This window comes from Acetobacter malorum (genome assembly GCF_002153605.1).
GTDB lineage: Bacteria > Pseudomonadota > Alphaproteobacteria > Acetobacterales > Acetobacteraceae > Acetobacter > Acetobacter malorum_A.
The window spans coordinates 31,345-54,969 of record NZ_JOPG01000022.1; the positions used below are offsets into that span (position 1 = coordinate 31,345).

The following is a 23,625-nucleotide window of genomic DNA, read 5'->3' on the forward strand; positions in this document are numbered from 1 at the left end:
GTCGCATGTCTTATATGGTCAAGGAAATGTTTCTCACCCTGCAGGGTGAGGGTGGACAGGCTGGGCGGCCAGCCGTGTTCTGTCGTTTTGCAGGATGCAACCTGTGGTCTGGTCGGGAAGCCGACCGGGCCGAGGCGATCTGCCAGTTCTGTGACACCGATTTTGTCGGCACGGATGGTGATGGCGGCGGCAAGTTTGAAACTGCTGAGAGGCTGGCCGAGACCATTGCCAGGTTCTGGCCTGAGTCTGGGGCCGCCATGACGGTACCGGGACTGGTGGTTTTTACCGGCGGCGAACCGCTGCTTCAGCTCGATGCCGCTTTGATCGACGCCATGCATGCCCGCAATTTCACGATTGCAGTGGAAAGCAATGGCACGCTGCGCGCACCGGAGGGCATCGACTGGCTGTGCATTAGCCCCAAAGCGGGCGCTGCACTGGAACAGACCAGCGGCACAGAACTCAAGCTGGTTTATCCGCAGCCGGGACTGGATCCCGCCACGGTGGAGCATCTTGATTTCAGGCATTTCTGGCTGCAACCCATGGACGGGCCGAACCAGAACGACAATATACAGGCCGCCATTCGTTACTGTCTGGCCCACCCCAAATGGGGCCTTTCTTTACAGACCCACAAGCTGACCGGTATCCCCTGACCCATGTCCACTCCCGCACGTGCCTCTGATGAAGCTGCTCTGGTCCTGTTTTCCGGCGGCCAGGATTCCGCCACCTGTCTGGCATGGGCCCTCGCCCGCTTTGGGCGAGTGGAAACGCTGGGCTTTGACTATGGCCAACGCCATGCGGTGGAACTGGAATGCCGCGAGACCCTGCGGGATGGCCTGCGTGCGCAAAACCCGCTCTGGAAAGAACGGCTGGGCATGGACCACACCCTTGCTCTGGGAGCATTGGGCGATATTTCTGAAACGGCTCTCACCCGCAATGCAGAAATCGCCATGGAAAAAGATGGCTTGCCCAACACCTTTGTGCCGGGCCGCAACATTATTTTCCTGACCTTTGCCGCAGCCCTCGCCGCCCGCCGCAGTATTCGCCATATTGTCACCGGCGTGTGTGAGACGGATTATTCCGGCTATCCGGACTGCCGGGATGACACCATCAAGGCCGTGCAGGTCGCCCTGAATCTGGGTATGGACTCACGTTACGTGCTGCACACGCCGCTGATGTGGATTGATAAAGCCGAAACCTGGAAACTGACGGAAGAACTGGGCGGAGCCCCGCTTGTGTCTCTGATCAATCAGGAAAGCCATACCTGTTATCTGGGCGACCGCGGCACCCTGCATCCATGGGGGCATGGCTGTGGGGAGTGCCCCGCCTGCGCCCTGCGTCGGGCCGGGTGGGAAGAGTATGTCGCGGAGAAGACCGATGCCTGATCTGGTTTTTACCCGTCGCTTTTCCATGGGGCACCGCCTGATTCACGGAGCCAGTGAGTCCTGTGCCCTGCCTCATGGGCACAATGAATTTGTCACCGTGCGCCTCAGCCCCACCACCCGCGCACGGCTGGATGGCAAAGGTAATATGCCCGTCTCTTTCCAGCGGGCAAAAAGCACGTGGCATCGCTTTGTGGATGAAAAACTGGATCACGCCTTACAACTGGCTGAAGATGATCCCCTACTGGCGTGGTTTCAGGCCAACGAACCTGCCCGCGCACAGCGTATTGTCATAACACCGGGTGACCCGACAACGGAACTGATGGTCTGCCTGATGATGGCGAAACTCAGTGCCTTTCTACGCGCTGATGACGACGTGCTCCGTTGCACGGAGGTCTCGCTGCAGGAAACTCCAACCAACACCGTGACCTTCAGCGGCAACCCGGAGGACATGATCCCCGCAGTGCGCCCGCCTGAATCCTGCTGGTGGCACCGCGCGGACATGTCGATTTCCGACTGACGGAGGTACCGTTTACGCCGCGCTGCCCGACAGATCCCTCTCAGACCATCAAGGCACTCCCAAAATTGCAGTCATCTCTGGCTCGGGCCAAGCCTATAAACACGTTTTCTTGACCCGGCTCTTTCCTCTTTAACTCCACTGAAATTGTATGAATAATAACCCGTACAAACAAAAATAAAATAAATGGGTTAGTTTTTGGAAAAATCCCCGCTCTCTCTTTCTAACCTTCTTCATAAAATACCATTTTTCGATGTGCTTCAGGCTCTACACGTCAAAAAATGGCCTTCAACACTTACGTTTTTTTTTCTCTTTCTTCTGTCCTTTCTCTGTTTTACGCCTGCCTACGCCCAGACAGATGATCAGGAACTGAGGAACGAACCCGCTATCCGGGTTGATACCCCCTTGCCCGATAAAGGCGCGCCTCCTTCAACGGTGCCAGCCTTTGCGCGACCAGAAGCCCTGTTTGCAGATCCCGGCGGCGTGACGAGTTGGCTGAGACGACACGGCATTGCCTTTCTGCTGGCCAACACCAATGAATTTGCAGGCGCGATCACCCCACCTGCCCGCGGCGAGGCATTTCGCACCTACCGGCAAGGGGCCAGTAATGCCGGACAATATGCCGCCTCTCTGAATATCGACTGGGAGACACTGGCCGGACTGAAAGGTCTGGCCACACATATGATTACGACCGGGCGTTATGGCACCACGGCAAACCGTATGTTTGGAGACTGGCTTAACCATAGTTCGGAAGATTATGGCGGAGCGGGGAACGTGGCCGTGCATCTCGTCATGCTCTATGCGGAAGAAAACCTGTTTGGGAACCGCCTTGCCATAGCGGGTGGGCGCATGTCCGAGCTTTCAGACTTTGCTGCCAGTGAACTGTTCTGCAACTTCATGAACGGCAGCATATGTGGCCGCCCCAAGGGCATTTCAGACAGCTCTTACTATCCGGGCTATCCTGCCGCCACATGGGCTTTCCGCGTGCGCGGGCGGCCAGCGCGTGATGTCTACGTGCAGACTGGTGTCTATTTTGCAGAAGACGGTATTTATCAGGTTGCGCAGCATCGCACCGGCTTCAAGTTCAACGGAGCCAATATTGTCGGTCATGTTGTGCCAGTTGAAGTCGGCTGGGAGCCAAAAACGGGCCGGAGCCACAGCCTGCCCGGCCACTATAAAATTGGTGCTGCTTTGCAGGATGTATCGGTTGCAGATACCTACCGGGACAACCGTGGAAAGCCCTATGCGCTGACCGGTAACCAACCGGCACGACATCAATATAGCTGGTCAAGCTGGCTTATGCTGGACCAGCAAGTGCTGCGCTACCGTAAAAACCAGACCAACTCAGGCATCACGGCTCTTGGGGGGCTGATCTATAACGATCCACGCACCGCCCTGCGAGATTATGAGGTTTATTGCGCCCTGCTGAATCGAGGCTTCTGGCGCAGCCGCCCGTACGACACCATAGGTGTTGCGTTCACCTACACTCATATTGCCCAAAACGTGCAGAGAACAGAGGCGTTGCTACGCCGCACCTCTCAACCCATGATTAACCACGCTACCGGCATCCAGCGTCACACCAGCGTTCTGGAAGTGAATTACGCGATCCATGTGATGCGTGGCGTCATCTTCCAGCCGGTCTTTGAATATTATTTCCGGCCCAATGGACAGGGTAATTTGCCCAACGCCGCGATGCTTGGCTTTAAAAGCCATATCGAGATTTTCTAAAACGCTCCTCTGCTGCGCCTCCATCTTTTAGGAAGCACAGCAGAGGAAAAAAAGCTCAGACCTCACTCAGTTGCAGAACCTTCGTGGTTTTATCCCGCAGTTCAGCACACAAATCCGGATTGTTAGCCAGCGTCTGACCATAAGACGGGATCATGGCTTTCAGCTTTGCATCCCACTCCGGCAGCTTCTCGGCAAAACATTTTTTCAGCACGGTCAGCATGATGGGAGCTGCGGTGGAAGCCCCCGGAGAAGCACCAAGTAGCGCAGCAATCGAGCCATCCTGGCTGGCAATCACTTCCGTGCCAAACTGCAGAACCCCACCCTTCTGGGCGTCTTTCTTGATAATCTGCACACGCTGGCCTGCCACAACCAATTCCCAGTCCTTGGACCGTGCGGTGGGAACAAAGTCACGCAGAGCGTTCATCCGTTCACTATTGGACTGCATGACCTGCTCGATCAGATATTTGGTCAGCGGCCAGTTATCCCGAGCGACGGACAGGATGGCCTTGATATTATCAGGCCGGATGGAGCGCGGCAGATCCATCAAAGACCCATGTTTGAGGAAGCGGGTGGAGAAGCCAGCATACGGCCCAAACAGGAGCGCGGGCTTGCCGTCAATCATGCGGGTGTCCAGATGCGGCACAGACATGGGCGGTGCACCAACAGAGGCCTTTCCGTAAACCTTTGCCCGATGCTGCGCCACAATTTCCGGGTTCGTGCATCGCAGGAACTGACCGCTGACCGGGAACCCGCCAACCCCTTTAGCTTCCGGGATGCCTGTTTTCTGGAGCAGAGACAGCGCGCCCCCACCGGCACCGATAAAGACAAAGCGGGCATTAACCGTGCGCTGTGTGTTAAGGCGCAGATCCTGCACGAGAATCTGCCACCGACCATCCGGGCCGCGCTTGATATTCAGCACATCATGCTTGGTATGCAGAGTGCATCCGGCGGTTTCTGTCAGGTAGCTGAACAACAGGCGCGTCAACGCACCGTAGTTCACATCCGTCCCGTTCAGGCTCCGCGTCACGGCCAGAGGCTGGCCGGGCGGCCGCGCCTGCATGACAAGCGGCATCCACTGCGCCATCTGAGCCGGATCTTCAGAATACTCCATCCCAGCAAACAGCGGATGTGCATTCAGCGCCTCATGGCGTTTGCGCAGAAAGGCAACATTGGCCTCTCCCCAGACAAAGCTCATGTGCGGCACGGGGGTAATAAAATCCCGCGGAGAGGCAATAATGTCGTTTTCAACCAGATGAGACCAGAACTGGCGGGAAATCTGGAACGCCTCATTCACCGCCACAGCTTTGCTGATATCCACGCTGCCATCGGCCTTCTGCGGCGTATAGTTCAGCTCACAGAGTGCGGAATGGCCGGTGCCCGCATTATTCCACGCGTCCGAGCTCTCTTCCGCCACGCTATCCAGACGCTCAAAAATACTGATGCGCCAGTCCGGCTGTAACTGCCGGAGAAACACCCCAAGGGTGGCGCTCATCACGCCTCCACCAATCAGGGCGACATCAACGGATGAAGAAGGATCGGTCGTGGTGGAACTCATCATGGTCTCCGCATTATCAGCCCATTTCTTCCCATCGGAAGCAGGAGACGGGCAGAAGGTCTTTCCCGCATGCCGTGGTTCCCGCTCCGGTGCAAGAGCGGGCGTGAGGTAACCCGTGTGGTTATGCGCTTATCCTATGCCACATTTTCAGCTCGGGGCAGTTCTCATCTCTGCGAGAGCGGAGCAGCATTGCGTGAACTTAACGGCTGAGGCTGCGTTCTATGCACACTCTGCCCGACAGTAAAAAAGGATTTTGGATTATGGCGATTAAAAAACATGGCACCGCCCACTGGGAAGGTTCCATCAAGGAAGGGCATGGCACAATCTCCACGGAAAGCCATGCCCTGAAAAATCAGCCCTACGGGTTTAATACCCGGTTTGAAGGCAAACCCGGCACCAATCCGGAAGAGCTTCTGGGTGCTGCACACGCAGCCTGTTTTTCCATGGCGCTTTCCCTGATTCTGGGAGACGCAGGTCTGACGGCAAATTCCATCGATACCAAGGCGGAAGTCAGCCTGAACAAGGTTGCAGATGGTTTTGAAATTGATGCCGTCGCCCTTAAGCTGGAAGCCGAAGTGCCCGGCGCGACACCGGAGCAGTTTCAGGAACTCGCCAACAAGGCCAAGACCGGTTGCCCGGTTTCCAAGCTTTTCAAGGCGAACATCACACTGGACGCCAAACTGGTTGGCTAAGCCTTAGCCAACCTGTCCACGATGCCGCAAAAGATGGTCTGCCAGAACGCAGGCCATCATGGCCTCTCCCACTGGCACCGCACGAATCCCGACACACGGGTCATGCCGCCCTTTGGTAATCACCTCTTTATTCTGGCCATCACGGGTCACAGACGGCACCGGTGCCAGCATTGAGCTGGTCGGCTTGACAGCAAACCGGGCCACAATTGGCTGACCGCTGGAAATACCGCCCAGAATGCCACCGGCATGGTTTGCGCCAAAGGCAATCTGGCCATCCTGCATGGACAGCGAGTCAGCATTCTCAAGGCCGGTCAGAGCGGCAGAGGCGAACCCATCCCCAATTTCCACGCCTTTAACGGCATTGATGCTCATCAGGGCGGCGGCCAGATCGGAATCCAGCTTGCCATAAACCGGGGCACCAAGGCCGGGCGGAACGCCTTCCGCTACAACCTCAATCACAGCCCCAATAGACAGCCCCGCTTTACGGATGCCAGCCAGATACTCTTCCCATTCCGGCACGCAGGCCGCATCCGGGCAGAAAAACGGATTGCGGGTCACTTCATCCCAGTCCCAGCGAGACCGGTCGATCTTATGCGGGCCAAGCTGCACCAGAGCCCCGCGAATACGCACCCCCTGCCCCAGCACCTGACGCGCCACTGCACCGGCTGCCACCCGGCAGGCCGTCTCACGCGCGGAAGACCGGCCGCCGCCGCGATAGTCGCGGATGCCGTATTTCAGGTCATACGTCAGATCTGCATGGCCGGGGCGATAGGTCTGCGCAATATCGCCGTAGTCGCGGGACCGCTGATCCGTGTTTTCAATCAGCAGAGAAATCGGGGTGCCCGTTGTCTGCCCTTCAAACACACCGGAGAGGATGCGCACGGCATCCGGCTCCTTGCGCTGGGTGGTAAAGGCAGACTGGCCGGGCCGCCGCTGGTCGAGAAACGGCTGAATATCCGCCTCGGTCAGAGGCAGGCGGGGCGGGCAACCATCCACTACACAGCCAATGGCCGGTCCATGGCTTTCACCCCAGGTGGTGACGCGAAAAAGATGGCCAAAGCTGTTGTAGGACACAGTAAACCTCAGTCGCCTGCTACAGAGATATCCGGAGCCGTGGGGTTTTTCATGCCCACAATGTTATAGCCGCAGTCAACGTGGTGAATTTCACCCGTTACGCCGGAAGAGAGGTCGGAGAGCATATAAAGCCCTGCACCGCCCACTTCTTCCAGAGCCACATTGCGCTCCAGCGGAGCATTATACTGGTTCCATTTCAGAATGTAGCGGAAATCGCCAATCCCGCTGGCTGCCAGCGTCTTGATGGGACCGGCAGAAATACCGTTCACGCGGATGCCGTCTCGCCCAAGATCTGCCGCCATATAACGCACAGAGGCTTCCAGAGCCGCCTTGGCAACACCCATCACATTGTAATGCGGCATCACGCGCTCAGCACCCAGATACGTCAGGGTCAGCAGAGAACCGCCATCCTTCATCAGAGCAGAGGCGCGCTGAGCCACTGCGGTAAAGGAGAAGCAGGAAATGTCCATGGCGGTCAGAAAAGCCTCACGCGGGGTATCGACATACCGCCCGCGCAGGAACTGCTTATCGGCCCAGCCAATAGCATGCACCACGAAGTCCAGCTTGCCCCACTTTTTCTCCAGCGTGGCGAACAGCTCATCCAGCGCAGCCTCATCCGTCACATCACACGGCAGAACCAAAGAGGCCCCAATGCTGTCAGCCAGCGGCTTAACCCGCTTGCCCAGTGCTTCACCCTGATAGGTGAAAGCCATCTCACCACCCTGAGCCGCAACCGCCTGCGCAATACCCCAGGCAATGGAGCGATCGTTGGCAACACCCATTACCAGACCTTTTTTGCCCTGCATCAATGTTCCCTGGGCGGGCAATGTGGTGTTGTTGGAAGACATGCTGTGACCTCGACCTGTCTGTTGAGTGTGCTCTAAAACTGTAGCGGTTGGTCGCATACCACAGCCTGCTAAACAAGACCTAAGCGCTTGCTAACGCTTCAAACCATTCTTCCCTTTCGATACAAAGCGTGAAGAGCGGCTTTAATTCGATGCTGAAAGAACAGGGCATGACTGAATCGACTTCCACTCCCTCCCCGGCCTCCTCGCAAGCGTTGATTGACCTTGCGGCCGATCCGTTCACCCTGTTTTCCGAATGGATGCAGGAGGCTGAAAAAACCGAGCCTTCAGATCCGAACGCCATGGTGGTTGCCACCAGCACGCCGAATGGCCACCCCTCGGCGCGGATTGTGCTGCTGAAGGGCATGGATCGGCGCGGGTTTGTTTTCTACACCAATCAGGACAGCCGCAAGGGGAATGAACTGGCGGAAAATCCGCATGTTGCCTTGCTGTTCCACTGGAAAAGCCTGCGCCGGCAGATCCGGATTGAAGGCACGGTCACCCCGGTCAGCACGGAAGAGGCGGATGCCTATTTTACGAGTCGGAGCCGTATCTCCCGGATGGGGGCTGTTGCTTCTGATCAATCCCGCCCACTGGCAGACCGCGCCATTTTTGAGCAGCGCCTGAAGGATGTGGAAGCCCGTTATGAGGGGCAGGATCTCATTCCGCGCCCGGCCAACTGGTCCGGCTACCGCGTGACGCCCACCTGTTTTGAGTTCTGGCAGGAAAGACCCTACCGCCTGCATGATCGCGCGACATGGACGCGCGACGGAAACCACTGGAATGTCACGCGTTTATATCCATAACTCTCACGGAACAGATCAACCGGTCGGCCAGCCCGATTCTTATCAACGCGGAGAACAAGAACAATGAAAGACGTCCGTAAAATCCTGCTCCCCATGGTCAGCACTTCCAATGGGGAAGCCGCGCTGATTCGGGGTTACAATTTTGCCCGCCGCTTTGGCGCGCATCTGGCTGTGCTGCATGTCCGCCCGGATGGCCGGGACATTGCACCACTGGCTGGTGAAGGTCTGTCCGGCGCAATGGTGGAAGATCTGATGCGCACCGCTGAGCATGAAAGCTCACGCCATGCGCATGAAGTGCGGGCACTGTTTGAACGCTTCGTCGCCGCACATCCGGATATTGAAGTGATTTCGCCTCACTCGGTTTTCCCGTGGGATAAACCAAGCATCAGCTTCAACATCATCAACGGTGCGGAAAGTGAGATTGTCCCCTCTCACGCCCGACTGTCGGACTTCACACTGGTGCCGCATCCGGATTCCGGGGCGGAAGTCTCCTCTTCCGAAACGCTGCATGCCGTTCTGTTTGATAGCGGCCGCCCTGTTGTAATCGCGCCGCGCACGCCCCCCAAAGGCATGATCAAGCGCGTCTGCATTGGCTGGAACGGTACGGCCGAATCTTCATCCGCCCTGCGCGGCGCTCTGGCCTGGGCTCAGACAGCCGAAGCTGTGCGCGTTCTGCATTGTGAGGATTATCAGCGTCGCGGCCCGAAGGCGCGCGATGTGATCGACTACCTGTCTTTCCACGGCATCAAAGCCGACTCTGTCGATTTCCCACCGGTTGACCGGGATGTCGGCAAAGGCCTGCTGGCGGCCTGCCATGACTTTGATGCGGATATGCTGGCGATGGGGGCCTATTCCCACTCCCGCCTGCGTCAGCTCATTCTGGGCGGCGTGACCCGTTATATTCTGGAACATGCTGACCTGACGGTTCTGATGAGCCGCTAAAACCCGAACTTCAGCGGGTTTGAGAACACCTGTAGGTAAAAAAATACCCCCGGTCCCTTAGGCTGTCCGGGGGTATTTTTTGCCTTACAGCTTTATAGCGGTCTGCCTCTTACAAAACCCGACCACAAACCACCCTCAGGCTTTTTCCGGGTCTGGTAGCGTAAAGCTCAGGCCGTCCCATGCGCCTTCAACACCATCAGGCAGATTGGCCTGCATCCACGCCCAGTCCATATCCGGCCCCAGATGGGTCAGAATGAGGCGACGCGGCTGGACACGGTCTTTCCATTCCAGCACCCGGTCCAGCCAGGCATGCGCGCTATGCGGCTCCTTCTGGAAACAATCGACAATCCACGTATCCACCCCTGCCAGCACCTTGAATGAGGCTTCCGGCAGTTCCACAACATCTGTGCTGTAAGCAAAATCCCCACAACGCAGGCCCGATGACGGGATGCGCCCGTGGCTCTGCTCAAACAGCGAGACCTTGTAGCCCCCCATCACCACATCCCCATGCAGCGGCACCGGATGCGCTTCAACCACAGCCCGGAAAAAATGTGGCGGGGTCCAGGGTTGGAAAACATAGTTAAAGCGGGTCTGAATTTCTTCCAGAACGGAGGGCGTGGCGTAGGCCGTAATCGGCTGCTTCACCACACGGTTGATACCCCGCACCTCATCCAGCCCGGCAATATGGTCAGCATGGGCATGGGTGTAGAAAATGGATTTGAAGGCGCTGATCCCGTGCGTTAGCAACTGGGCACGGATATCCGGCCCGGTATCCACCAGAATCCCTTCTCCATCTTCCATCTGAATGAAAATCGAAGCACGGGTGCGGATATTCCGGGGTTCTTTCGGGTCACACTGCCCCCAGATGCCATGGCCGTCTTCGCCGCCGAGCATGGGGACACCGGCCGACCCGCCACATCCCAGAATTGTCACCTTCATACCGTCTGTCTTTCCTGCTCAGACCGCCTTACGGAAGAGACGGAAAAAATTATCGGTCGTCATCTGTGTGAAATCCGCCAGATCCTGCCCGCGCTCCTGCGCAAGGCAGGCCGCCGTATAGGCCACATAAGCGGGTTCATTCCGCTTCCCACGGCGCGGCACGGGCGCCAGATACGGGGAATCGGTTTCGACCAGAATACGGTCTGCCGGCAGGTCCCGCGCAACCTCGCGGTATTCCCCGCATTTCGGGAAAGTCGCAATGCCGGAAAAGCTGACATAGCCACCCAGATCCACCACACACCGGGCCAGATCAACACTAGACGCAAAGCAATGCAGCAGGATGGGAAAGGCCCCCTTCGCGGACTCGTCCCGCAAAATCTGCGCGACATCCTCATCCGCTTGCCGGGCATGGATGATAATGGGCACATTCAGCGCACGGGCGGCACCAATATGCTGCCGGAAGCTCTCCTGCTGGAGCGGCCTGACCTCTTCCACGCCGTGGAAATAGTCCAGACCACTCTCGCCAATCCCCACGACGTTCGGTGCATCTGCGATTGCGATAATCTCTTCCACAGAGGGCACAGGCACTTCTTCAACATGGTCCGGGTGCGTGCCAACCGTGCACCATACCCGCACATCCGGCGTATTGAACGTCGTCAAGCGCTTCTGCTCATCCGCACGGGCCAGACGTGTGCCGATGGTGACCATCCCACTGACGCCGGCCTCTTTGGCCGCCGTCAGCAGCGCTGGCAGTTCTTCATCCGTGTAGTGGTCCAGATGACAGTGAGAGTCGATTAGTCCAGTCATACTCGTCTCATTCACGCAGGGTCAGCGGCTTCAACATAGCGCGGGAAAATCCCCTGCGGTGCAGGCAGCTGACGGCCTCCCGGCAGCGGTGTTTCCAGAGCCGCAAATGTGCGCTCCTCTTCCGTCACACCAAGCTGCGTCAGCATCCGGTCCATGCTCTGCGGCATATAGGGCTGAAGCACGGTGGCGATCCCACGCAGAGCATCCACCAGCACGCGCAACACGTCGCTCATCCGTTCCGGGTCGGTCTTCTTGAGCGCCCACGGAGCCTGATGGTCGATATAGGCATTACAGGCGCGGATGACTTTCCACACATCTTCCAGCGCATCCGTCAGGGCACAACGGTCCATCTGACTGGCCATCAGCTCGGGCAGCACGGCCACATGGTTGAGAAGCTGCGTATCCTCTTCCGTCAGTGTGCGGCGTTCCGGCAGAACGCCCCCACAGTTGCGGGCCACCAGAGACAGCGTACGCTGGGCCAGATTACCCAGATCATTCGCCAACTCGATATTATTCCGCATAATCAGGGACTTGCGAGACAAATCGCTATCACCCCCAAAGGGCACTTCCCGGAGCAGGAAGAAGCGCACGGCGTCCAGTCCGAATTCCTTCACCAGATCCCGCGGGTCGACCACATTGCCCAGAGATTTGCTCATCTTCTGGCCTTCAACAGTCCACCAGCCGTTTGCAAAAATCTTCTTCGGCAGTTCAATCCCCGCTGCCATCAGGAATGCAGGCCAGTAAATGGCGTGGAAACGGGCAATATCCTTACCGACCAGATGCTGGCTTGCAGGCCAGAAACGGGCGCGCGGGGCTGCTGTATCCGGGTAGTCCAGTGCGCTGAGATAGTTCGCCAGCGCGTCAAACCAGACATACATCACATGCTTGTCGTCACCCGGCACCGGGATACCCCAGTTGAAGCTGGTGCGGCTGATAGAAAGATCCCGCAGCCCCTGCTTCACAAAGCTGACGATTTCCCGCTTCATACCATGCGGACCAAGGAACTCCGGGTGTGCCTCGTAATGGGCCAGCAGACGGTCCTGAAAGTGGGACAGACGGAAGAAGTAAGACGGCTCCTTAACCCATTCAACCGGCGCACCTGTCGGCGCAACTTTCTGGCCATTCGGCCCGTCAATCAGCTCGTCTTCCCCGTAGAAGCATTCATCGCGCAGGGCATACCAGCCCTCATACGCCCCCAGATAAATGGCATCATTTTCCGCCACTTTCTGCCACAGTGCCTGCGCACCCTTGATGTGCCGCGGCTCAGTGGTGCGGATATAATCATCGTAGGAGATGGCCATGGCGTCTGCCATGCTGCGGAAATCATCAGACACCCGGTCCGCAAAAGCCTTGGGCTCCACACCTGCCGCCTGCGCCGCCTGCTCCACTTTCTGGCCGTGCTCATCCGTGCCGGTCAGAAAAAACACATCATCTCCGGCCAGACGATGAAAACGTGCCAGCACATCTGCCGCAACGGAGGTGTAGGCGTGGCCAATGTGCGGCGCGCCGTTCACATAATAAATCGGGGTCGTGACGTAAAAAGGGCGGGTCATGCAATGCTCGCAATAGTCATGGCTTCGAGAAGTGTTTCCTGTTTATCGAGATTAAAGCGTTCCGTCTCGCTTTGAAGACGCATGATCGCCTCCCATGCGTCTGCCAGAGCAACGCACGCGGCATTCCCCTGCCGGGCAGCCTGACGCGCACGCTCCTGAAGAAAGTCCGATAACAGACTGAAAAATAAATTAAAACCGCCATCCTTGCGAAGAACGATTTCGGCAATTTCATAGCCTCGGCTGGCAGAAAGCCCGTTAAGGGTTTCTTCCACCAGACTGGCAATCTGCCCATTCTGATCCGCCAGAAAGGCCGCGGCGCGCCCGGGTGCGCCATGCGCTGCGGCCTGCACGCGGCCAACTTCCTCAGCGGAGGCCTCGGGCTGGATTTCCCGCAACACGGCCATCATGTCCATGCTATCCAGCGGCTCGAGTTCCAGCCTACGGCACCGGCTCCGAATGGTGGGCAACAGACGCCCTGGTGCAGAGCATGTCAGCAGCAGCACAGCCGCTGGTGGGGGTTCTTCCAGAATTTTCAGCAGCGCGTTGGCGGCACTCCGGTTGAGCCATTCCGCACCATCCACAATCACAACCCGCCAGCCGCCTTCCGCCGCCGTACGCCGCAGAAAGGCATTGATAGGCCGCACCTCATCCGCAACAATCTCGCCACGATAGCGCTGCTTTTTTTCATCAAAACTGCGGCTGACAACCAATAGATCCGCATGCGTCGCGGCAGAAATTCGCCGCCCAGCTGGGCTTTCCGGCTCTTCCCCACCCAGAATCATTCGGGCGAGACGGAAAGCAAAGGTCGCCTTGCCAATGCCCGGCGGCCCGGTAATCAGCCAGGCATGCGGCAGACGCCCGCTTTCAAAGATCTTGCGAAACGCCTGCAAAGGCTCTGCATGCCCATGCAGATGCAAGGAGGCCTGACGCGGGTCACCCTGCACCGGCTTAAGCCTGCGCAATATGAGAAAGAATATCTTTCACAATCAGACTGTTAATCTCTTCAGCTGAGTGCGCATCCGTCTGCAACCTGCGGATCCGCCCGGTATTCTGGCGAGCAATTTCCCGGAACCCGGCGGTCACCCGGGCATGAAAAGCCTCGTCGGACTGCTCATACCGGTCAACCGGCGCACCGCGTGCGGCGAGCCGCAGGCGGGCCACATCCCGTGGTGCTTCCAGCAGAAAAGTTACGTCCGGATCACGCCCCAACTGACTTTGCAGACGGGAGATAAGATCCAGCACGTCCGGGTTTCCTTCCGCGCGTCCATAGCCCTGATAGGCCATGGTAGAATCCGTAAACCGGTCACAGATCACAATCTGCCCTTCGGCCAGTGCTGGAGTAATCATCTGGTCAAGATGGTCAGCACGTGCCGCAAAATGCGTCAGGATCTCAGCCCTCAGAGAAAGAGGGTTTTTGCCAAACAGCAAAAGCTGTCGCAAATCCTCTGCCCCCGGAGAACCACCCGGCTCCCGCGTGGTCAGAACATCATGCCCCAGAGAGGCCAGAGCGGAGTGCAGCAAGCGGAGCTGGGTGGATTTCCCCACCCCCTCGCTACCTTCCAGCGTAACAAACAGACCCTTTGCCATGGCTCAGAGGTGCAGACGGCGCGCTGCACGCCCCAGAACACCCAGAGCCGGCACACTCTGCCCTGCCACCACCGGCACCAGCGCCTGTCGGCCACCCGGCAGCATAACAGTCAACTGCCCTACCGGTTGCCCCTGCTGGATGGGAGCCGCCAGCGGCCCCTGATAGTCCAGAGACAGATGAGTCCCATTCCGCCAGCCATGCGGCAGCATCATGGTGAAGTCCTGCGCAGCCACCAGCGGCACCGTCTGGCTGGCCCCCATCCAGACGGGAGCCTGTTCCAGCACATCGCCCTTGGAGACAATGGTCGCGGACTCGAAGTTCGCAAACGCCCAGCCCATCAGGCGTTCACCTTCACGCGCACGGGCACCATCCGTCGGCAGGCCGTTGATGGCCATAATGACCCGGCGGCCTTCGCGTTCAGACGAAGCACACAGGCCAAACCCGCCCGCGTCCGTGTGGCCAGTCTTCAGACCGTCAGCCAGTCCTTTAACCACCAGTGCATTGCGGTTTGCCTGATGGATCTTGTTGAAGAAGAACTCTTTTTCCGAGAAATAATGATAATATTCCGGGAAATCATGGATCAGCCGCAGAGCCAGATAGGCCACATCGCGGGCGGTCATGTAGTGATTTTCCGCAGGCCAGCCCGTCGCATTCATGAAGTGGGAATTAGTCAGCCCCAGCTTGCCCGCCATGTCATTCATCAGCGCGACAAACTGCTCTTCAGACCCGGAAATTCCTTCCGCCAGCACGATACAGGCATCGTTACCGGACTGAATGACCATGCCCTGAATAAGGTCCTGCACCGCAATGCTCTGCCCCAGCGGCACAAACATGCGAGAACCCTGCATCCGCCAGGCGCGTTCGCTTACCGGCAGAGCCTGATCCAGCCGCAGACGGCCAGCCTTGAGCATGCTGAACGTGACATAAGCCGTCATCATCTTGGTCAGAGAAGACGGAGGCATGCGTTCATCCGCTGCTTTTTCAAGCAGGGTTGCGCCACTCTTATAGTCAATAATACACGCCCAGCGCGCCAGTGTATCCAGCGGGCCGACAGGCGTGGTCGCAGGTGTTTGCGCTACTCCATCAGGCTGAGGCGCCGCAGCGGCAGGAGCAGCCGCATGCGGATGCGCCCCCTTTGGCTTGCGGGCAAAAGCAGTCAGAGAATAACTACCTGAGAGGAGGGCTGCGCCCCCTGCGAGAAGAAACCGTCGAGTTTGCACGTTCTTTCCTATTCGACGACGATATGAGATCCGGTCAAGCCATCAGCGAGTGCGCGCTTCAGGGCCGCATCCGCGTCGCTTATAGTCGTAAAAGGTCCTTGTCGGACAGCCCACATCTTGCCTTGTGGCGTGAAAGAAGGCCAGACCGAGCCTCCATCCTGCGCGGCCAGCCTTGCTGCCGCCCCGCGCGCTGTAAAATCTGCCGTCTCAACCCAAAGCTGAGTCGGAACGGCTTGCCCCTGCCGCCACTGGACCGGAAGCTCCGGCAACTGGACAGCTGTCTGAGCCGTAGCCTGCCCTGCGGAGGCTGCCTGCTGTTCCGGCTGAGGTGACACGCCTGTATTTTGAAGGATAGTACCCGAACCACCAAGGTCCGTCTGCCTTACAGCTTCCCGCGGAGCGACGTTAATCTGCAACATCGGGCCACCGGGCAGCACTTCCGCCAGCTGACGACTGGCGGCTTCATCCTCCACAATCCTGACACGAGCAGGCTCCGCGCCCACCCCAAGCAGGTCTGCCGCCTTGGATGACAGTCCCAGTTCGCGCCCTGCTTCTGCCGGACCGCGATCATTCACGCGGATGGTAATTTCCCGCCCATTGTCCAGATTGATCACCGTCACGACCGCAGGCAGCTGCAAGGTCGGATGGCTTCCTGTCATGGAAAGCGGATTCCGCATTTCTCCATCTGTGGTCAGCGGCTGAGCAGACGCTGGCTGACGAACAGCCAGCCCCATGGCCTGATAGGAAAAATCCTCTCTCGGATACACCCATGCCGCTCCAGCCTGCCAGGCGGGACCAACCACATAATGCACATTAGGCTTTACCGCAGGCTGCTGCGGTCTGGAACAGGCCGCCATACCGACGCAACAGAGAAGAACGGCTTTTTTCACGCCACGGCACTACCCAGAAGACCAACACCCAGAGCATAGAAATCGGACGGGTTATACCGCCGGATGACGTTGAAATTGTGGTACACCATGTAGGCCTCGCCCCCCACACCATCAGGCCGGATAATGGCACCACTCAGCCCCATATGGGTAAAGTCACCACCAACCTGCGGCCTCACGCCTTGCGTGGCCCAGTAGGAAACCGGACGCACAATTGTCCGCCCGATCTGCCCCTGATCAATGGAATCCGGGACGTCAACGGCCTCGCCCCACGGCTGACCGGCAATCCAGTGGCATTTGGCCAGATAGTTGGCAATAGAGGCGAACACATCGCCCTCATTGTTCCAGATATCGCGTCGGCCACCAGCAGGGAAACTGGCCGCATACTGCTCATAAGCGCTCGGCATGAACTGCGGCTGCCCCATGGCCCCGGCGTAGCTCCCCAGCATTCCCGCGGGCGTAATGTCACCCTGCCCCAGAATAGCCAGAGCCTTGAACAGTTCCGTGCGGAAAAAGGCGGCTCGACGACCGTCATACGCCAGAGTCGCAAGCGCATCGACCACATGGAACGTGCCCATCTTGGTGCCATATGCAGATTCGAGGCCCCAGATCCCGGCAATCACACCGCGGTCCACGCCATAAAGCTGACTCACCTTGCCGAGCAGAGCCTCACGCTTGTTAACAGCGGCCTGCCCGTCTGAAATCTTTTTATCGGTAATTACGCGGGCCTTGTATTGCGCCCATGTCAGAGTGAATTCCGGCTGATGTCGGTCTGCCTTCAGAACCTTTGCATTGGGTTCCGACGTCAGCGCCAGCGCGTCGTCCACCACAGAAGCGGACAGGCCTTTGCTGATGGCTTCCCGGCGCACACCGGCAAGAAACGCAGCATAGCTCCCCTGCTCAGCGGCAGAAGAGGAGGCGTGCGTCACTTTGCTTTTTGCAAAAGCCGGGGTCACCGCAGCGGCGGACACAGCCCCACCCACAAGAAATCGTCTTCTCAGCATTCCGTATCAGCCCTGTTGTTACACGCATAAACCAGCGGGACAGGACGTCACTTTATCCTCCCACATCTTTTCTGTCTCTCACATACAGCCATACGGCAGGTTTCGCACTGCGTGCGTCTTTAGTCTGCGCTGTATTGCTTGACATTCGGGCGTGTGGAGACTCCTTCTCTCCCCGCATCCTGTTACGCCCCCTGCACTCCGACTTGTGGACCCTTTTTCTGTATGCCCGGATCTCTGGACCATTTTCTTGAACTGACAACAACACAGCCGCTCTTTCAGGTTCTCATTGTCATTGTCGCCACCTTTATTCTTGAAGATGCTGCAACAGTTCTTACCGCCATACAGGTCAATCTGCACACACTGGCGCCCGGCACAGCTTTAATCGCGCTTTATGTCGGAATTGTTGCAGGAGATGTCGGCCTGTATGGGCTAGGTTACCTCGCCGCCCGGTGGCCTCCAGCCCGCAGATGGATTGAAACGCCGGAGCGAGATGTGCAACGCCAGTGGCTGACGCAAAAACTGTTTAAGGTCGTGTTTATCAGTCGCTTTGTGCCCGGCACCCGTTTGCCGCTTTATACGGCCTGCGGGTTTTTCAATGCTGGCCTGCGCACCTTCACTCTGGCCACCATTCTGGCCACCATGATCTGGACATCTGCCCTTTTTGCGCTATCGCTGCGCATCGGTGGGTTTTTGCTGACCCATCTCGGAACCTGGCGCTGGGTCGGTATTTTCGGCTTTGTGCTGGTCATTATCATTATGGGTCGCATTGCCGCCCGCATTCAGAAGCAGGGAAAATGACCCAGCTGCCCACATCGTCTCAGCCCCAGATGGCTTCCACTCCTTCAGGACAGACCAAAAGCAAACCCGGCTCTCCGCTGTCCAGCTTTGAATTCTGGCCGGGCTGGGCATTCTATACGCCCGTTGTCATTTACTGGATCCTGCTGGGCATCCGGTACGGAGACTTCAGCACCCCGACCGCCGCCAACCCGCGAATTGAAACCGGCGGCCTGTGTGGTGAGAGCAAAAGCGGCATTCTGGATATGGCAGGCAGCGTCGCCTCCCGCTGGATTGCGCCCTACACCACGCTCATCACAGGCACAGATGACACAAAGCGTGCGCTGGAAGCGCTGGCGGATAAAGGGCTGAGCGTTCCTGTTGTAGTCAAGCCCGATGTCGGCTGTAACGGTACCGGCGTCAAACTGGCCCGCACGGAAGCGGAACTGACGGCTGCTCTGGCCGCCTTCCCGCGCCGGATCAAACTGGTTCTCCAGCGCCTGATTCCCTACAAGCACGAAGCTGGCCTGTTCTATATCCGCCACCCGGACAGCCCGCGCGGTGAGATTTCCTCCCTCACCTACAAAGATATTCCCGTTCTGGTGGGAGATGGCCGCTCCACGGTTCTGGATCTGCTCAAGCAGGATCCCCGGACCAGCCTACTGCTGCATATTTACACCCCTCGCCTGCAAGCGCGCCTGAATGACGTGCTGGCTGAAGGGGAAACGCTCGACCTCGTGTTTGCTGGCAACCACTGCAAAGGCGCCATTTTCCATAATGGTGCTGCGGATATCACCCCGGCTCTGGTCAACCGGCTGGATGAGATCATGCAGGACATCCCCGACTTCCATTTTGGCCGCGTGGATGTGAAGTTCGAGTCCGTTGAGGCGCTCAAACAGGGCGAGAAATTCGAGATTATCGAAATCAACGGTGTCGGCTCGGAAGCAACCCACATCTGGGATTCCAGCACGACCCTGCGCGAGGCTTATGCCGCCCAGTTTCACCACTATCGGGAAACATTCCGCATTGGGGCCAAGAAGAAAAAGGAAGGCTGGAAATCCAGCGGTCTGTGGCACGGGGTGCGCCTGTGGCGGCGGCAGAAGCGCCTGCTGGCCTCCTACCCCATGAACGACTAAGAGGTTGCCTTAAGCAGCCTCTCCACAGCTTTAGTCTGCCAGTTCCCGCCCCAGGCGGGAATGTTTGCGGCCATAAAACCGGTAGCTGGCCCAGCCGATCCCACAGTAGACCGCCAGCAGAGTGGCGGGCACCGGGTCTCCGGAAAACAACGCAAAAATCATATCGACAAACAGAGGTGCTGCCATAATCACGCAGAACAGGATGCCCAGCAGCGGCGCATAGCCAATCCAGATCCCCTTCACGGTGAAACCGCCACCCGGCACACTGAACGTGCGCGGGAAGTCGGGAGCCGTATTACGGATCCAGATGACCGTAAAACAGACAATCCCAAAGGCTGTCGCCGTTCCAAGACTGACTAGATCGCCAATGATATCGATCGGCAACGTCGCGGTCGCAATGGCTACCACCACACCCAGCAGAATGGTGCCGATCCATGGCGTGCAGTAACGCGGGTGCAGCTTGCTGAAAAGCGGCATCAGCAGGCCGTCTTCCGCCATCGCGAAGAAGATGCGGCTCTGGGCATACAGCAGCCCGAACAGCACGGAGCACAGGCCTATAACCGCACCGATTTTAACAAAAAACGCCAGCCAGGGCTGATGCATGGCATTGACCGCCACTGCCAACGGGTCCGCTACGTCCAGGAGTTTCCAGGGCACAACCCCAATCAGAACAGCTGCCACAATCATATAGACTGCCGTGCAAATCAGCAGAGAGAGGATAATCCCGACCGGAATATCTCGCCGGGGGTTCCGCGCTTCGGAGGAGGCTGTTGAAACCGCCTCAAACCCCACATAGGCAAAGAAAATGATGGAGGCTGCCCGGAAGATCCCCGGTATACCGTAGCGGAATCCGCCTTCATGCGGCGGGATAAAAGGCGTCCAGTAAGCGGGGTGAATTTGCCATAGGCCAACCCCCACAAAGACAGCAAGAACCCCCACCTTAAGAAAGACAATGGCGGTATTGATCCGCAGGGATTCCTTCACCCCCAGAATCAGCAGGCCCGTCACGACAAGGATGGAAAAGGCTCCAACCAGATCCAGCTGACCCCCGCCGGAAATATGCCGCCCGGCATTATCAAAAATCACCTGCAAGGTAGTGGTGGTCAGTGCATGTGGGATCTGGATACCAAAATCCTGAAGCAGGCTGACAGCATAGCCGGAAAAGCCTGCTGCAACACCTGCGCAGGAAATGCCATATTCCAGCAACAGCAGCCACCCGACACCCCACGCACAGGCCTCACCCATGGACACATAGGCATAGGTATAGGCTGAGCCTGAAACCGGCATGGCCGAGGCCAGCTCACCGTAGGAAAGCGCGGTAAACAGACAAGCCAGCCCGGCCACAATGAAGGAGAGCAAAATGGACGGCCCGGCATAGTTGGCGGCAGCCGTACCGGTCATGACATAAATGCCAGCCCCGATGGTTGAGCCAACGCCGAGCATGGTGAGCTGCACAGGCCCCAGCGTTCTCTTCAGCCGTTGAGCACCGTTTTCCTGCTCAATTCTCTCAAGTGATTTGCGACGAGACCGCCCTGTGTCCGGGCAGGATGAAAACCCCATGAGAGCCTGTGTAACCTCCAACCAAAAACCGGGCCTGATAATCCAGCCCGGCTTGCCAATACAGTATTACCCTACACCCGGCACAGCGTAGGTTATTCGTTCACGAAGAGAAATGAAAAATTACGGTCGCGATCGCGCCAGCCGCCATACAATAGTAGGCAAATGGGGAAAGCGCCCATCTATCATGGTCACGGAAATACCGCATCAGGAAAGCCGTGCTGGCCAGCGCAGTAACGCCGGACACAACCGCGGCAATCATCGCCAGATGCATCTGGGCGGGATCAAACGGCTCGGAGCGGAGCTTGAAGGCCTCCCGCACCGTCGCAGCGATAATAACGGGCTCGGCCATCAGAAAGGAAAAGCGCGCGGCTGTATCGTGCCGCAGTCCACGCAGCAGACCGCCGCAGATGGTCGCCCCTGAGCGGGAAAAGCCGGGGAAGAACGCGATGCACTGGAACAGACCAATAATGACCGCATCTTTGTAGGTCATATCCGCCACGGTACGAACGTCTGTCCGCCCGGAAATACCGCGCAGTCTTTCCGCCAGAAGCAGCATAAAACCGTTCAGAAACAGGAAAATGGCAGCGGCAGAGGCTGAGCCGAACAGGCTGCGGAGCATATGTTCAAACAGGCCCCCGATAACCACGGCGGGGATAGTCGCAACCACCAGCAGGCTCAGGATATGCAGGCTCTGCATTTGCAGGCTCTGACCCGCCCCACCCAGCGCGCCTTTGACCAGAGCGGCCCAGTCTTTCCAGAAGAAGATCAGCAAGGCGACGGAAGTGCCAAGATGCAGCATGACCAGAAACGGCAGAAACGCCGGAGCGTGCTGGTCAAAAGACCAGTGCAGCAGCGCAGGCAAGATCACGGCATGCCCCAGACTACTGACTGGAAAAAGCTCCGTCGCCCCTTGCAGGAGCGCTATGATCATCGCCTGAATGAAAGACATCCGTTACAAACCCTGATTTGGCCGCATCAAAGAAGGAAGGTTGTCCTTGCACCATGTGCGTACGTGCTGCAAGCATTGATGGGTTCAGGCGCCCCACGCCACAGCAGGATAAATGGAGAGATTACACTTATGATTGGACGTGGCCGCGCAGGCGCAAGCATTTTTAGCGGCGCAGTATTGGCAGGCACTCTGGCGTTTGCGCTCTATGCCCGTGCCACCCAGACAGCACCGGGGCAGGATCGGTATGACCTTTCCGCCCGCTTTGTCTCCGCCAATGGCCTGAACCGTGGTGCGGATGTGAATCTTGCCGGTGTAAATGTCGGCCGTGTTTCTTCCATCACGCTGGATCCGGTCTCTCAGATGGCCATTGTCCGCTTCCGGCTGAATTCGGAGCTGAAACTGCCGGAAGACAGCACGCTGACAATCGGCAGCAGTACGCTTTCATCCGATAATGCCCTGATTATCGAACCGGGCAAATCTCACACCCCGGTCACACCCGGCAGCCTGATGACCCACACGATTGAACCGTCCAGCCTGGAGCAGCAGGTCAGCAATTATATCTTTGGAGGCGGAAATCTGGCCCAGTAAGAGCGGTCTGCACATTTTTTGTAACAAATTCAGACTTCAGTCTTGACGGCCTCCCCCTCACGATAGTAGATCACCTCCACCGAACGATGGCGGCGTAGCTCAGCGGTAGAGCAGGGGAATCATAATCCCTTGGTCGGCGGTTCAAATCCGTCCGCCGCTACCATCTTTCCTTAAAAATCAGGCGCTTAGTCGCAGTAAGTTTTAAACTTACCGGCGGCATGTCAGGCTGATTTTAAAGGGTTCGGTCTTTTCCCGTTTTAAAAATCGCTAAGCGGGCAACATTGCACGTTGCACACAGCTGCCGCGGCAATGCTGTTCCCATGCTGCAAACTACAGCATGGAACGCGGCATACCCTGCCCTTCAGCCCATCATCAAAGTCTGGGCTGAAGCACATGGTCTTTTTTTCTCAGTGCTCAGAAAATTCCGGCTGAGGCTCGGCTTCGCCGTGCGGCTGAGGTGCATCCTCAGCGTCCTGACGGTTCTCATTATTTTCGTCGCCAGCGTTCATCTGTGGCCGGCTGGACTGACGTGCGGCCTGACGTTCTGCACGCTCCTGCTGGCTTTGCTGAGCGGCCTGCGCCATGGCGTTCATGATGCGGAAATAATGCTCGGCATGCTGAAAATAGGCTTCAGCGGCAACACGGTCACCCGCGCCTGTCGCATCCCGACCATGCTGGAGATATTTTTCAAAAAGCTGCTGGGCTGTCCCACGCACACGGACATCCGGTCCATGGCTATCAAAAACATGATTCCGGTTCATCGGGATCTGACCATTCAGATGCCGGGAAGTACCACCACTCCCACCGCTGGAGCGATGATTTCTGGTTCGCATCCGTTTTACATTCATGAGCTATCGCAGCACTTTCCTGTTCATGGCGTTCTGCATGAAGAAACAGTCCAAGACTATTGTGTTAAGACGCGTTTCCTGACTGAAGGCCGAATTGTCTTTCGGAACGGGCTTAGTCCAGCGCAGAAAAAACCGCTGCTGAGTGAAAAAGCCCCATGGCTTGTCCGGGTAGCGGCTAAAAGAAGACCATCGCTACCAAAAGGATAAGCTTTCGACATATTATCAATCAGCAGC

At 57.7% G+C, this 23,625-nt stretch carries 24 protein-coding genes and 1 tRNA gene; 12 read left to right on the forward strand and 13 right to left on the reverse strand.

The window, feature by feature from the left end; all coding sequences use genetic code 11:
• Positions 1–5: 5 nt before the first annotated feature.
• From queE to HK23_RS09900, 4 genes are all read left to right on the forward strand, one after another.
• Entirely contained in the window at positions 6–650 is a 645-nt protein-coding gene (gene queE, locus HK23_RS09885; protein WP_086653835.1) for a 7-carboxy-7-deazaguanine synthase, read from the forward strand.
• Between the two features lie 3 nt (positions 651–653).
• Positions 654–1,382 (forward strand): 7-cyano-7-deazaguanine synthase QueC, encoded by a 729-nt coding sequence (gene queC, locus HK23_RS09890; RefSeq protein ID WP_086653836.1) that lies wholly within the window; start codon positions 654–656, stop codon positions 1,380–1,382.
• Complete coding sequence (locus tag HK23_RS09895) at positions 1,375–1,899, forward strand: 6-pyruvoyl trahydropterin synthase family protein (protein WP_086653837.1); 525 nt, start codon at positions 1,375–1,377, stop codon at positions 1,897–1,899. The genes queC and HK23_RS09895 overlap by 8 nt, the downstream gene beginning before the upstream one ends.
• Before the next feature lie 315 nt (positions 1,900–2,214).
• Positions 2,215–3,624 (forward strand): carbohydrate porin, encoded by a 1,410-nt coding sequence (locus HK23_RS09900; RefSeq protein WP_256940152.1) that lies wholly within the window; start codon positions 2,215–2,217, stop codon positions 3,622–3,624.
• A gap of 55 nt (positions 3,625–3,679) precedes the next feature.
• Here HK23_RS09900 and HK23_RS09905 read toward each other — a convergent pair whose 3' ends face one another.
• Positions 3,680–5,182, reverse strand: a complete 1,503-nt coding sequence (locus tag HK23_RS09905; RefSeq protein ID WP_256940146.1) for a malate:quinone oxidoreductase — start codon at positions 5,180–5,182, stop codon at positions 3,680–3,682.
• Between the two features lie 257 nt (positions 5,183–5,439).
• On the opposite strand from HK23_RS09905, the gene HK23_RS09910 reads away from it, so the two are divergent.
• Positions 5,440–5,871 carry an OsmC family protein gene (locus tag HK23_RS09910; RefSeq protein WP_086653838.1) on the forward strand — a complete coding sequence of 144 codons (432 nt, stop codon included), beginning with the start codon at positions 5,440–5,442 and terminating at the stop codon, positions 5,869–5,871.
• A 3-nt stretch (positions 5,872–5,874) separates the two neighbouring features.
• Here HK23_RS09910 and aroC read toward each other — a convergent pair whose 3' ends face one another.
• Together aroC and fabI are read right to left on the reverse strand one after the other, a co-directional pair.
• A complete protein-coding gene (gene aroC, locus HK23_RS09915) occupies positions 5,875–6,945 on the reverse strand; it encodes a chorismate synthase (RefSeq protein WP_086653839.1) in 1,071 nt (356 codons plus the stop codon).
• 8 nt (positions 6,946–6,953) lie between these two features.
• A complete protein-coding gene (gene fabI / locus HK23_RS09920; protein WP_086653840.1) occupies positions 6,954–7,793 on the reverse strand; it encodes an enoyl-ACP reductase FabI in 840 nt (279 codons plus the stop codon).
• Between the two features lie 167 nt (positions 7,794–7,960).
• On the opposite strand from fabI, the gene pdxH reads away from it, so the two are divergent.
• Together pdxH and HK23_RS09930 are read left to right on the forward strand one after the other, a co-directional pair.
• On the forward strand, positions 7,961–8,596 hold the full coding sequence (pdxH, locus tag HK23_RS09925; RefSeq protein ID WP_086653919.1) for a pyridoxamine 5'-phosphate oxidase: 636 nt from the start codon (positions 7,961–7,963) through the stop codon (positions 8,594–8,596).
• 63 nt (positions 8,597–8,659) lie between these two features.
• A complete protein-coding gene (locus tag HK23_RS09930) occupies positions 8,660–9,538 on the forward strand; it encodes a universal stress protein (RefSeq protein WP_062140187.1) in 879 nt (292 codons plus the stop codon).
• Between the two features lie 135 nt (positions 9,539–9,673).
• On the opposite strand, the gene HK23_RS09935 is transcribed toward HK23_RS09930, so the two are convergent.
• Genes HK23_RS09935 through HK23_RS09970 form a run of 8 tightly spaced genes read right to left on the reverse strand, consistent with a single transcriptional unit; the run spans position 9,674 to position 17,536 of the window.
• The gene (locus tag HK23_RS09935; protein WP_086653841.1) at positions 9,674–10,477 is read right to left on the reverse strand and encodes an MBL fold metallo-hydrolase; all 804 of its coding nucleotides are present in this window, start codon (positions 10,475–10,477) and stop codon (positions 9,674–9,676) included.
• An 18-nt stretch (positions 10,478–10,495) separates the two neighbouring features.
• A complete protein-coding gene (locus HK23_RS09940) occupies positions 10,496–11,284 on the reverse strand; it encodes a TatD family hydrolase (RefSeq protein WP_086653842.1) in 789 nt (262 codons plus the stop codon).
• 11 nt (positions 11,285–11,295) lie between these two features.
• The gene (gene metG, locus HK23_RS09945) at positions 11,296–12,837 is read right to left on the reverse strand and encodes a methionine--tRNA ligase (protein WP_086653843.1); all 1,542 of its coding nucleotides are present in this window, start codon (positions 12,835–12,837) and stop codon (positions 11,296–11,298) included.
• Positions 12,834–13,799, reverse strand: coding sequence for a DNA polymerase III subunit delta' (locus HK23_RS09950; protein WP_086653844.1), 966 nt, complete (start codon positions 13,797–13,799; stop codon positions 12,834–12,836). The genes metG and HK23_RS09950 overlap by 4 nt, the downstream gene beginning before the upstream one ends.
• Entirely contained in the window at positions 13,786–14,424 is a 639-nt protein-coding gene (gene tmk, locus HK23_RS09955) for a dTMP kinase (protein ID WP_086653845.1), read from the reverse strand. The genes HK23_RS09950 and tmk overlap by 14 nt, the downstream gene beginning before the upstream one ends.
• A 3-nt stretch (positions 14,425–14,427) precedes the next feature.
• A complete protein-coding gene (locus tag HK23_RS09960; RefSeq protein ID WP_063908207.1) occupies positions 14,428–15,645 on the reverse strand; it encodes a D-alanyl-D-alanine carboxypeptidase family protein in 1,218 nt (405 codons plus the stop codon).
• A gap of 8 nt (positions 15,646–15,653) precedes the next feature.
• Positions 15,654–16,535 (reverse strand): septal ring lytic transglycosylase RlpA family protein, encoded by an 882-nt coding sequence (locus tag HK23_RS09965; RefSeq protein ID WP_086653846.1) that lies wholly within the window; start codon positions 16,533–16,535, stop codon positions 15,654–15,656.
• The gene (locus HK23_RS09970; RefSeq protein ID WP_086653847.1) at positions 16,532–17,536 is read right to left on the reverse strand and encodes a lytic murein transglycosylase; all 1,005 of its coding nucleotides are present in this window, start codon (positions 17,534–17,536) and stop codon (positions 16,532–16,534) included. Before HK23_RS09970 ends, HK23_RS09965 begins: the two co-directional genes overlap by 4 nt.
• 222 nt (positions 17,537–17,758) lie before the next feature.
• Here HK23_RS09970 and HK23_RS09975 point away from each other — a divergent pair, with 222 nt between their 5' ends.
• Positions 17,759–18,334, forward strand: a complete 576-nt coding sequence (locus HK23_RS09975; protein WP_086653848.1) for a DedA family protein — start codon at positions 17,759–17,761, stop codon at positions 18,332–18,334.
• Between the two features lie 29 nt (positions 18,335–18,363).
• Complete coding sequence (locus HK23_RS09980; protein WP_086653920.1) at positions 18,364–19,446, forward strand: ATP-grasp domain-containing protein; 1,083 nt, start codon at positions 18,364–18,366, stop codon at positions 19,444–19,446.
• 30 nt (positions 19,447–19,476) lie between these two features.
• Here the strand turns inward: HK23_RS09980 and HK23_RS09985 are convergent, their stop codons facing one another.
• Both HK23_RS09985 and HK23_RS09990 read right to left on the reverse strand, forming a co-directional pair.
• The gene (locus tag HK23_RS09985; RefSeq protein WP_086653849.1) at positions 19,477–21,006 is read right to left on the reverse strand and encodes an amino acid permease; all 1,530 of its coding nucleotides are present in this window, start codon (positions 21,004–21,006) and stop codon (positions 19,477–19,479) included.
• A gap of 100 nt (positions 21,007–21,106) precedes the next feature.
• The gene (locus HK23_RS09990; protein ID WP_086653850.1) at positions 21,107–21,955 is read right to left on the reverse strand and encodes an undecaprenyl-diphosphate phosphatase; all 849 of its coding nucleotides are present in this window, start codon (positions 21,953–21,955) and stop codon (positions 21,107–21,109) included.
• Positions 21,956–22,084: 129 nt separating this feature from the next.
• Between HK23_RS09990 and HK23_RS09995 the strand changes: the two genes are divergently transcribed.
• From HK23_RS09995 to HK23_RS14950, 3 genes are all read left to right on the forward strand, one after another.
• Complete coding sequence (locus HK23_RS09995; protein WP_086653851.1) at positions 22,085–22,543, forward strand: MlaD family protein; 459 nt, start codon at positions 22,085–22,087, stop codon at positions 22,541–22,543.
• Positions 22,544–22,631: 88 nt separating this feature from the next.
• Positions 22,632–22,706 (forward strand) — tRNA-Met (locus HK23_RS10000).
• 157 nt (positions 22,707–22,863) lie between these two features.
• Positions 22,864–23,598 carry a hypothetical protein gene (locus tag HK23_RS14950; RefSeq protein WP_475638734.1) on the forward strand — a complete coding sequence of 245 codons (735 nt, stop codon included), beginning with the start codon at positions 22,864–22,866 and terminating at the stop codon, positions 23,596–23,598.
• The last annotated feature ends 27 nt before the right edge of the window (positions 23,599–23,625 follow it).

What these genes read in the sequence shown, in the direction of transcription:
- queE (WP_086653835.1), top strand. Translation starts at nt 6, where the DNA reads ATGTCTTATATGGTCAAGGAAATGTTTCTCACCCTGCAGGGTGAGGGT.
- queC (WP_086653836.1), top strand. Translation starts at nt 654, where the DNA reads ATGTCCACTCCCGCACGTGCCTCTGATGAAGCTGCTCTGGTCCTGTTT.
- HK23_RS09895 (WP_086653837.1), top strand. Translation starts at nt 1,375, where the DNA reads ATGCCTGATCTGGTTTTTACCCGTCGCTTTTCCATGGGGCACCGCCTG.
- HK23_RS09905 (WP_256940146.1), bottom strand. Translation starts at nt 5,182, where the DNA reads ATGATGAGTTCCACCACGACCGATCCTTCTTCATCCGTTGATGTCGCC.
- HK23_RS09910 (WP_086653838.1), top strand. Translation starts at nt 5,440, where the DNA reads ATGGCGATTAAAAAACATGGCACCGCCCACTGGGAAGGTTCCATCAAG.
- fabI (WP_086653840.1), bottom strand. Translation starts at nt 7,793, where the DNA reads ATGTCTTCCAACAACACCACATTGCCCGCCCAGGGAACATTGATGCAG.
- pdxH (WP_086653919.1), top strand. Translation starts at nt 7,961, where the DNA reads ATGACTGAATCGACTTCCACTCCCTCCCCGGCCTCCTCGCAAGCGTTG.
- HK23_RS09930 (WP_062140187.1), top strand. Translation starts at nt 8,660, where the DNA reads ATGAAAGACGTCCGTAAAATCCTGCTCCCCATGGTCAGCACTTCCAAT.
- HK23_RS09935 (WP_086653841.1), bottom strand. Translation starts at nt 10,477, where the DNA reads ATGAAGGTGACAATTCTGGGATGTGGCGGGTCGGCCGGTGTCCCCATG.
- HK23_RS09940 (WP_086653842.1), bottom strand. Translation starts at nt 11,284, where the DNA reads ATGACTGGACTAATCGACTCTCACTGTCATCTGGACCACTACACGGAT.
- metG (WP_086653843.1), bottom strand. Translation starts at nt 12,837, where the DNA reads ATGACCCGCCCTTTTTACGTCACGACCCCGATTTATTATGTGAACGGC.
- tmk (WP_086653845.1), bottom strand. Translation starts at nt 14,424, where the DNA reads ATGGCAAAGGGTCTGTTTGTTACGCTGGAAGGTAGCGAGGGGGTGGGG.
- HK23_RS09970 (WP_086653847.1), bottom strand. Translation starts at nt 17,536, where the DNA reads ATGCTGAGAAGACGATTTCTTGTGGGTGGGGCTGTGTCCGCCGCTGCG.
- HK23_RS09975 (WP_086653848.1), top strand. Translation starts at nt 17,759, where the DNA reads ATGCCCGGATCTCTGGACCATTTTCTTGAACTGACAACAACACAGCCG.
- HK23_RS09980 (WP_086653920.1), top strand. Translation starts at nt 18,364, where the DNA reads ATGGCTTCCACTCCTTCAGGACAGACCAAAAGCAAACCCGGCTCTCCG.
- HK23_RS09985 (WP_086653849.1), bottom strand. Translation starts at nt 21,006, where the DNA reads ATGGGGTTTTCATCCTGCCCGGACACAGGGCGGTCTCGTCGCAAATCA.
- HK23_RS09990 (WP_086653850.1), bottom strand. Translation starts at nt 21,955, where the DNA reads ATGTCTTTCATTCAGGCGATGATCATAGCGCTCCTGCAAGGGGCGACG.
- HK23_RS09995 (WP_086653851.1), top strand. Translation starts at nt 22,085, where the DNA reads ATGATTGGACGTGGCCGCGCAGGCGCAAGCATTTTTAGCGGCGCAGTA.
- HK23_RS14950 (WP_475638734.1), top strand. Translation starts at nt 22,864, where the DNA reads ATGCTGCAAACTACAGCATGGAACGCGGCATACCCTGCCCTTCAGCCC.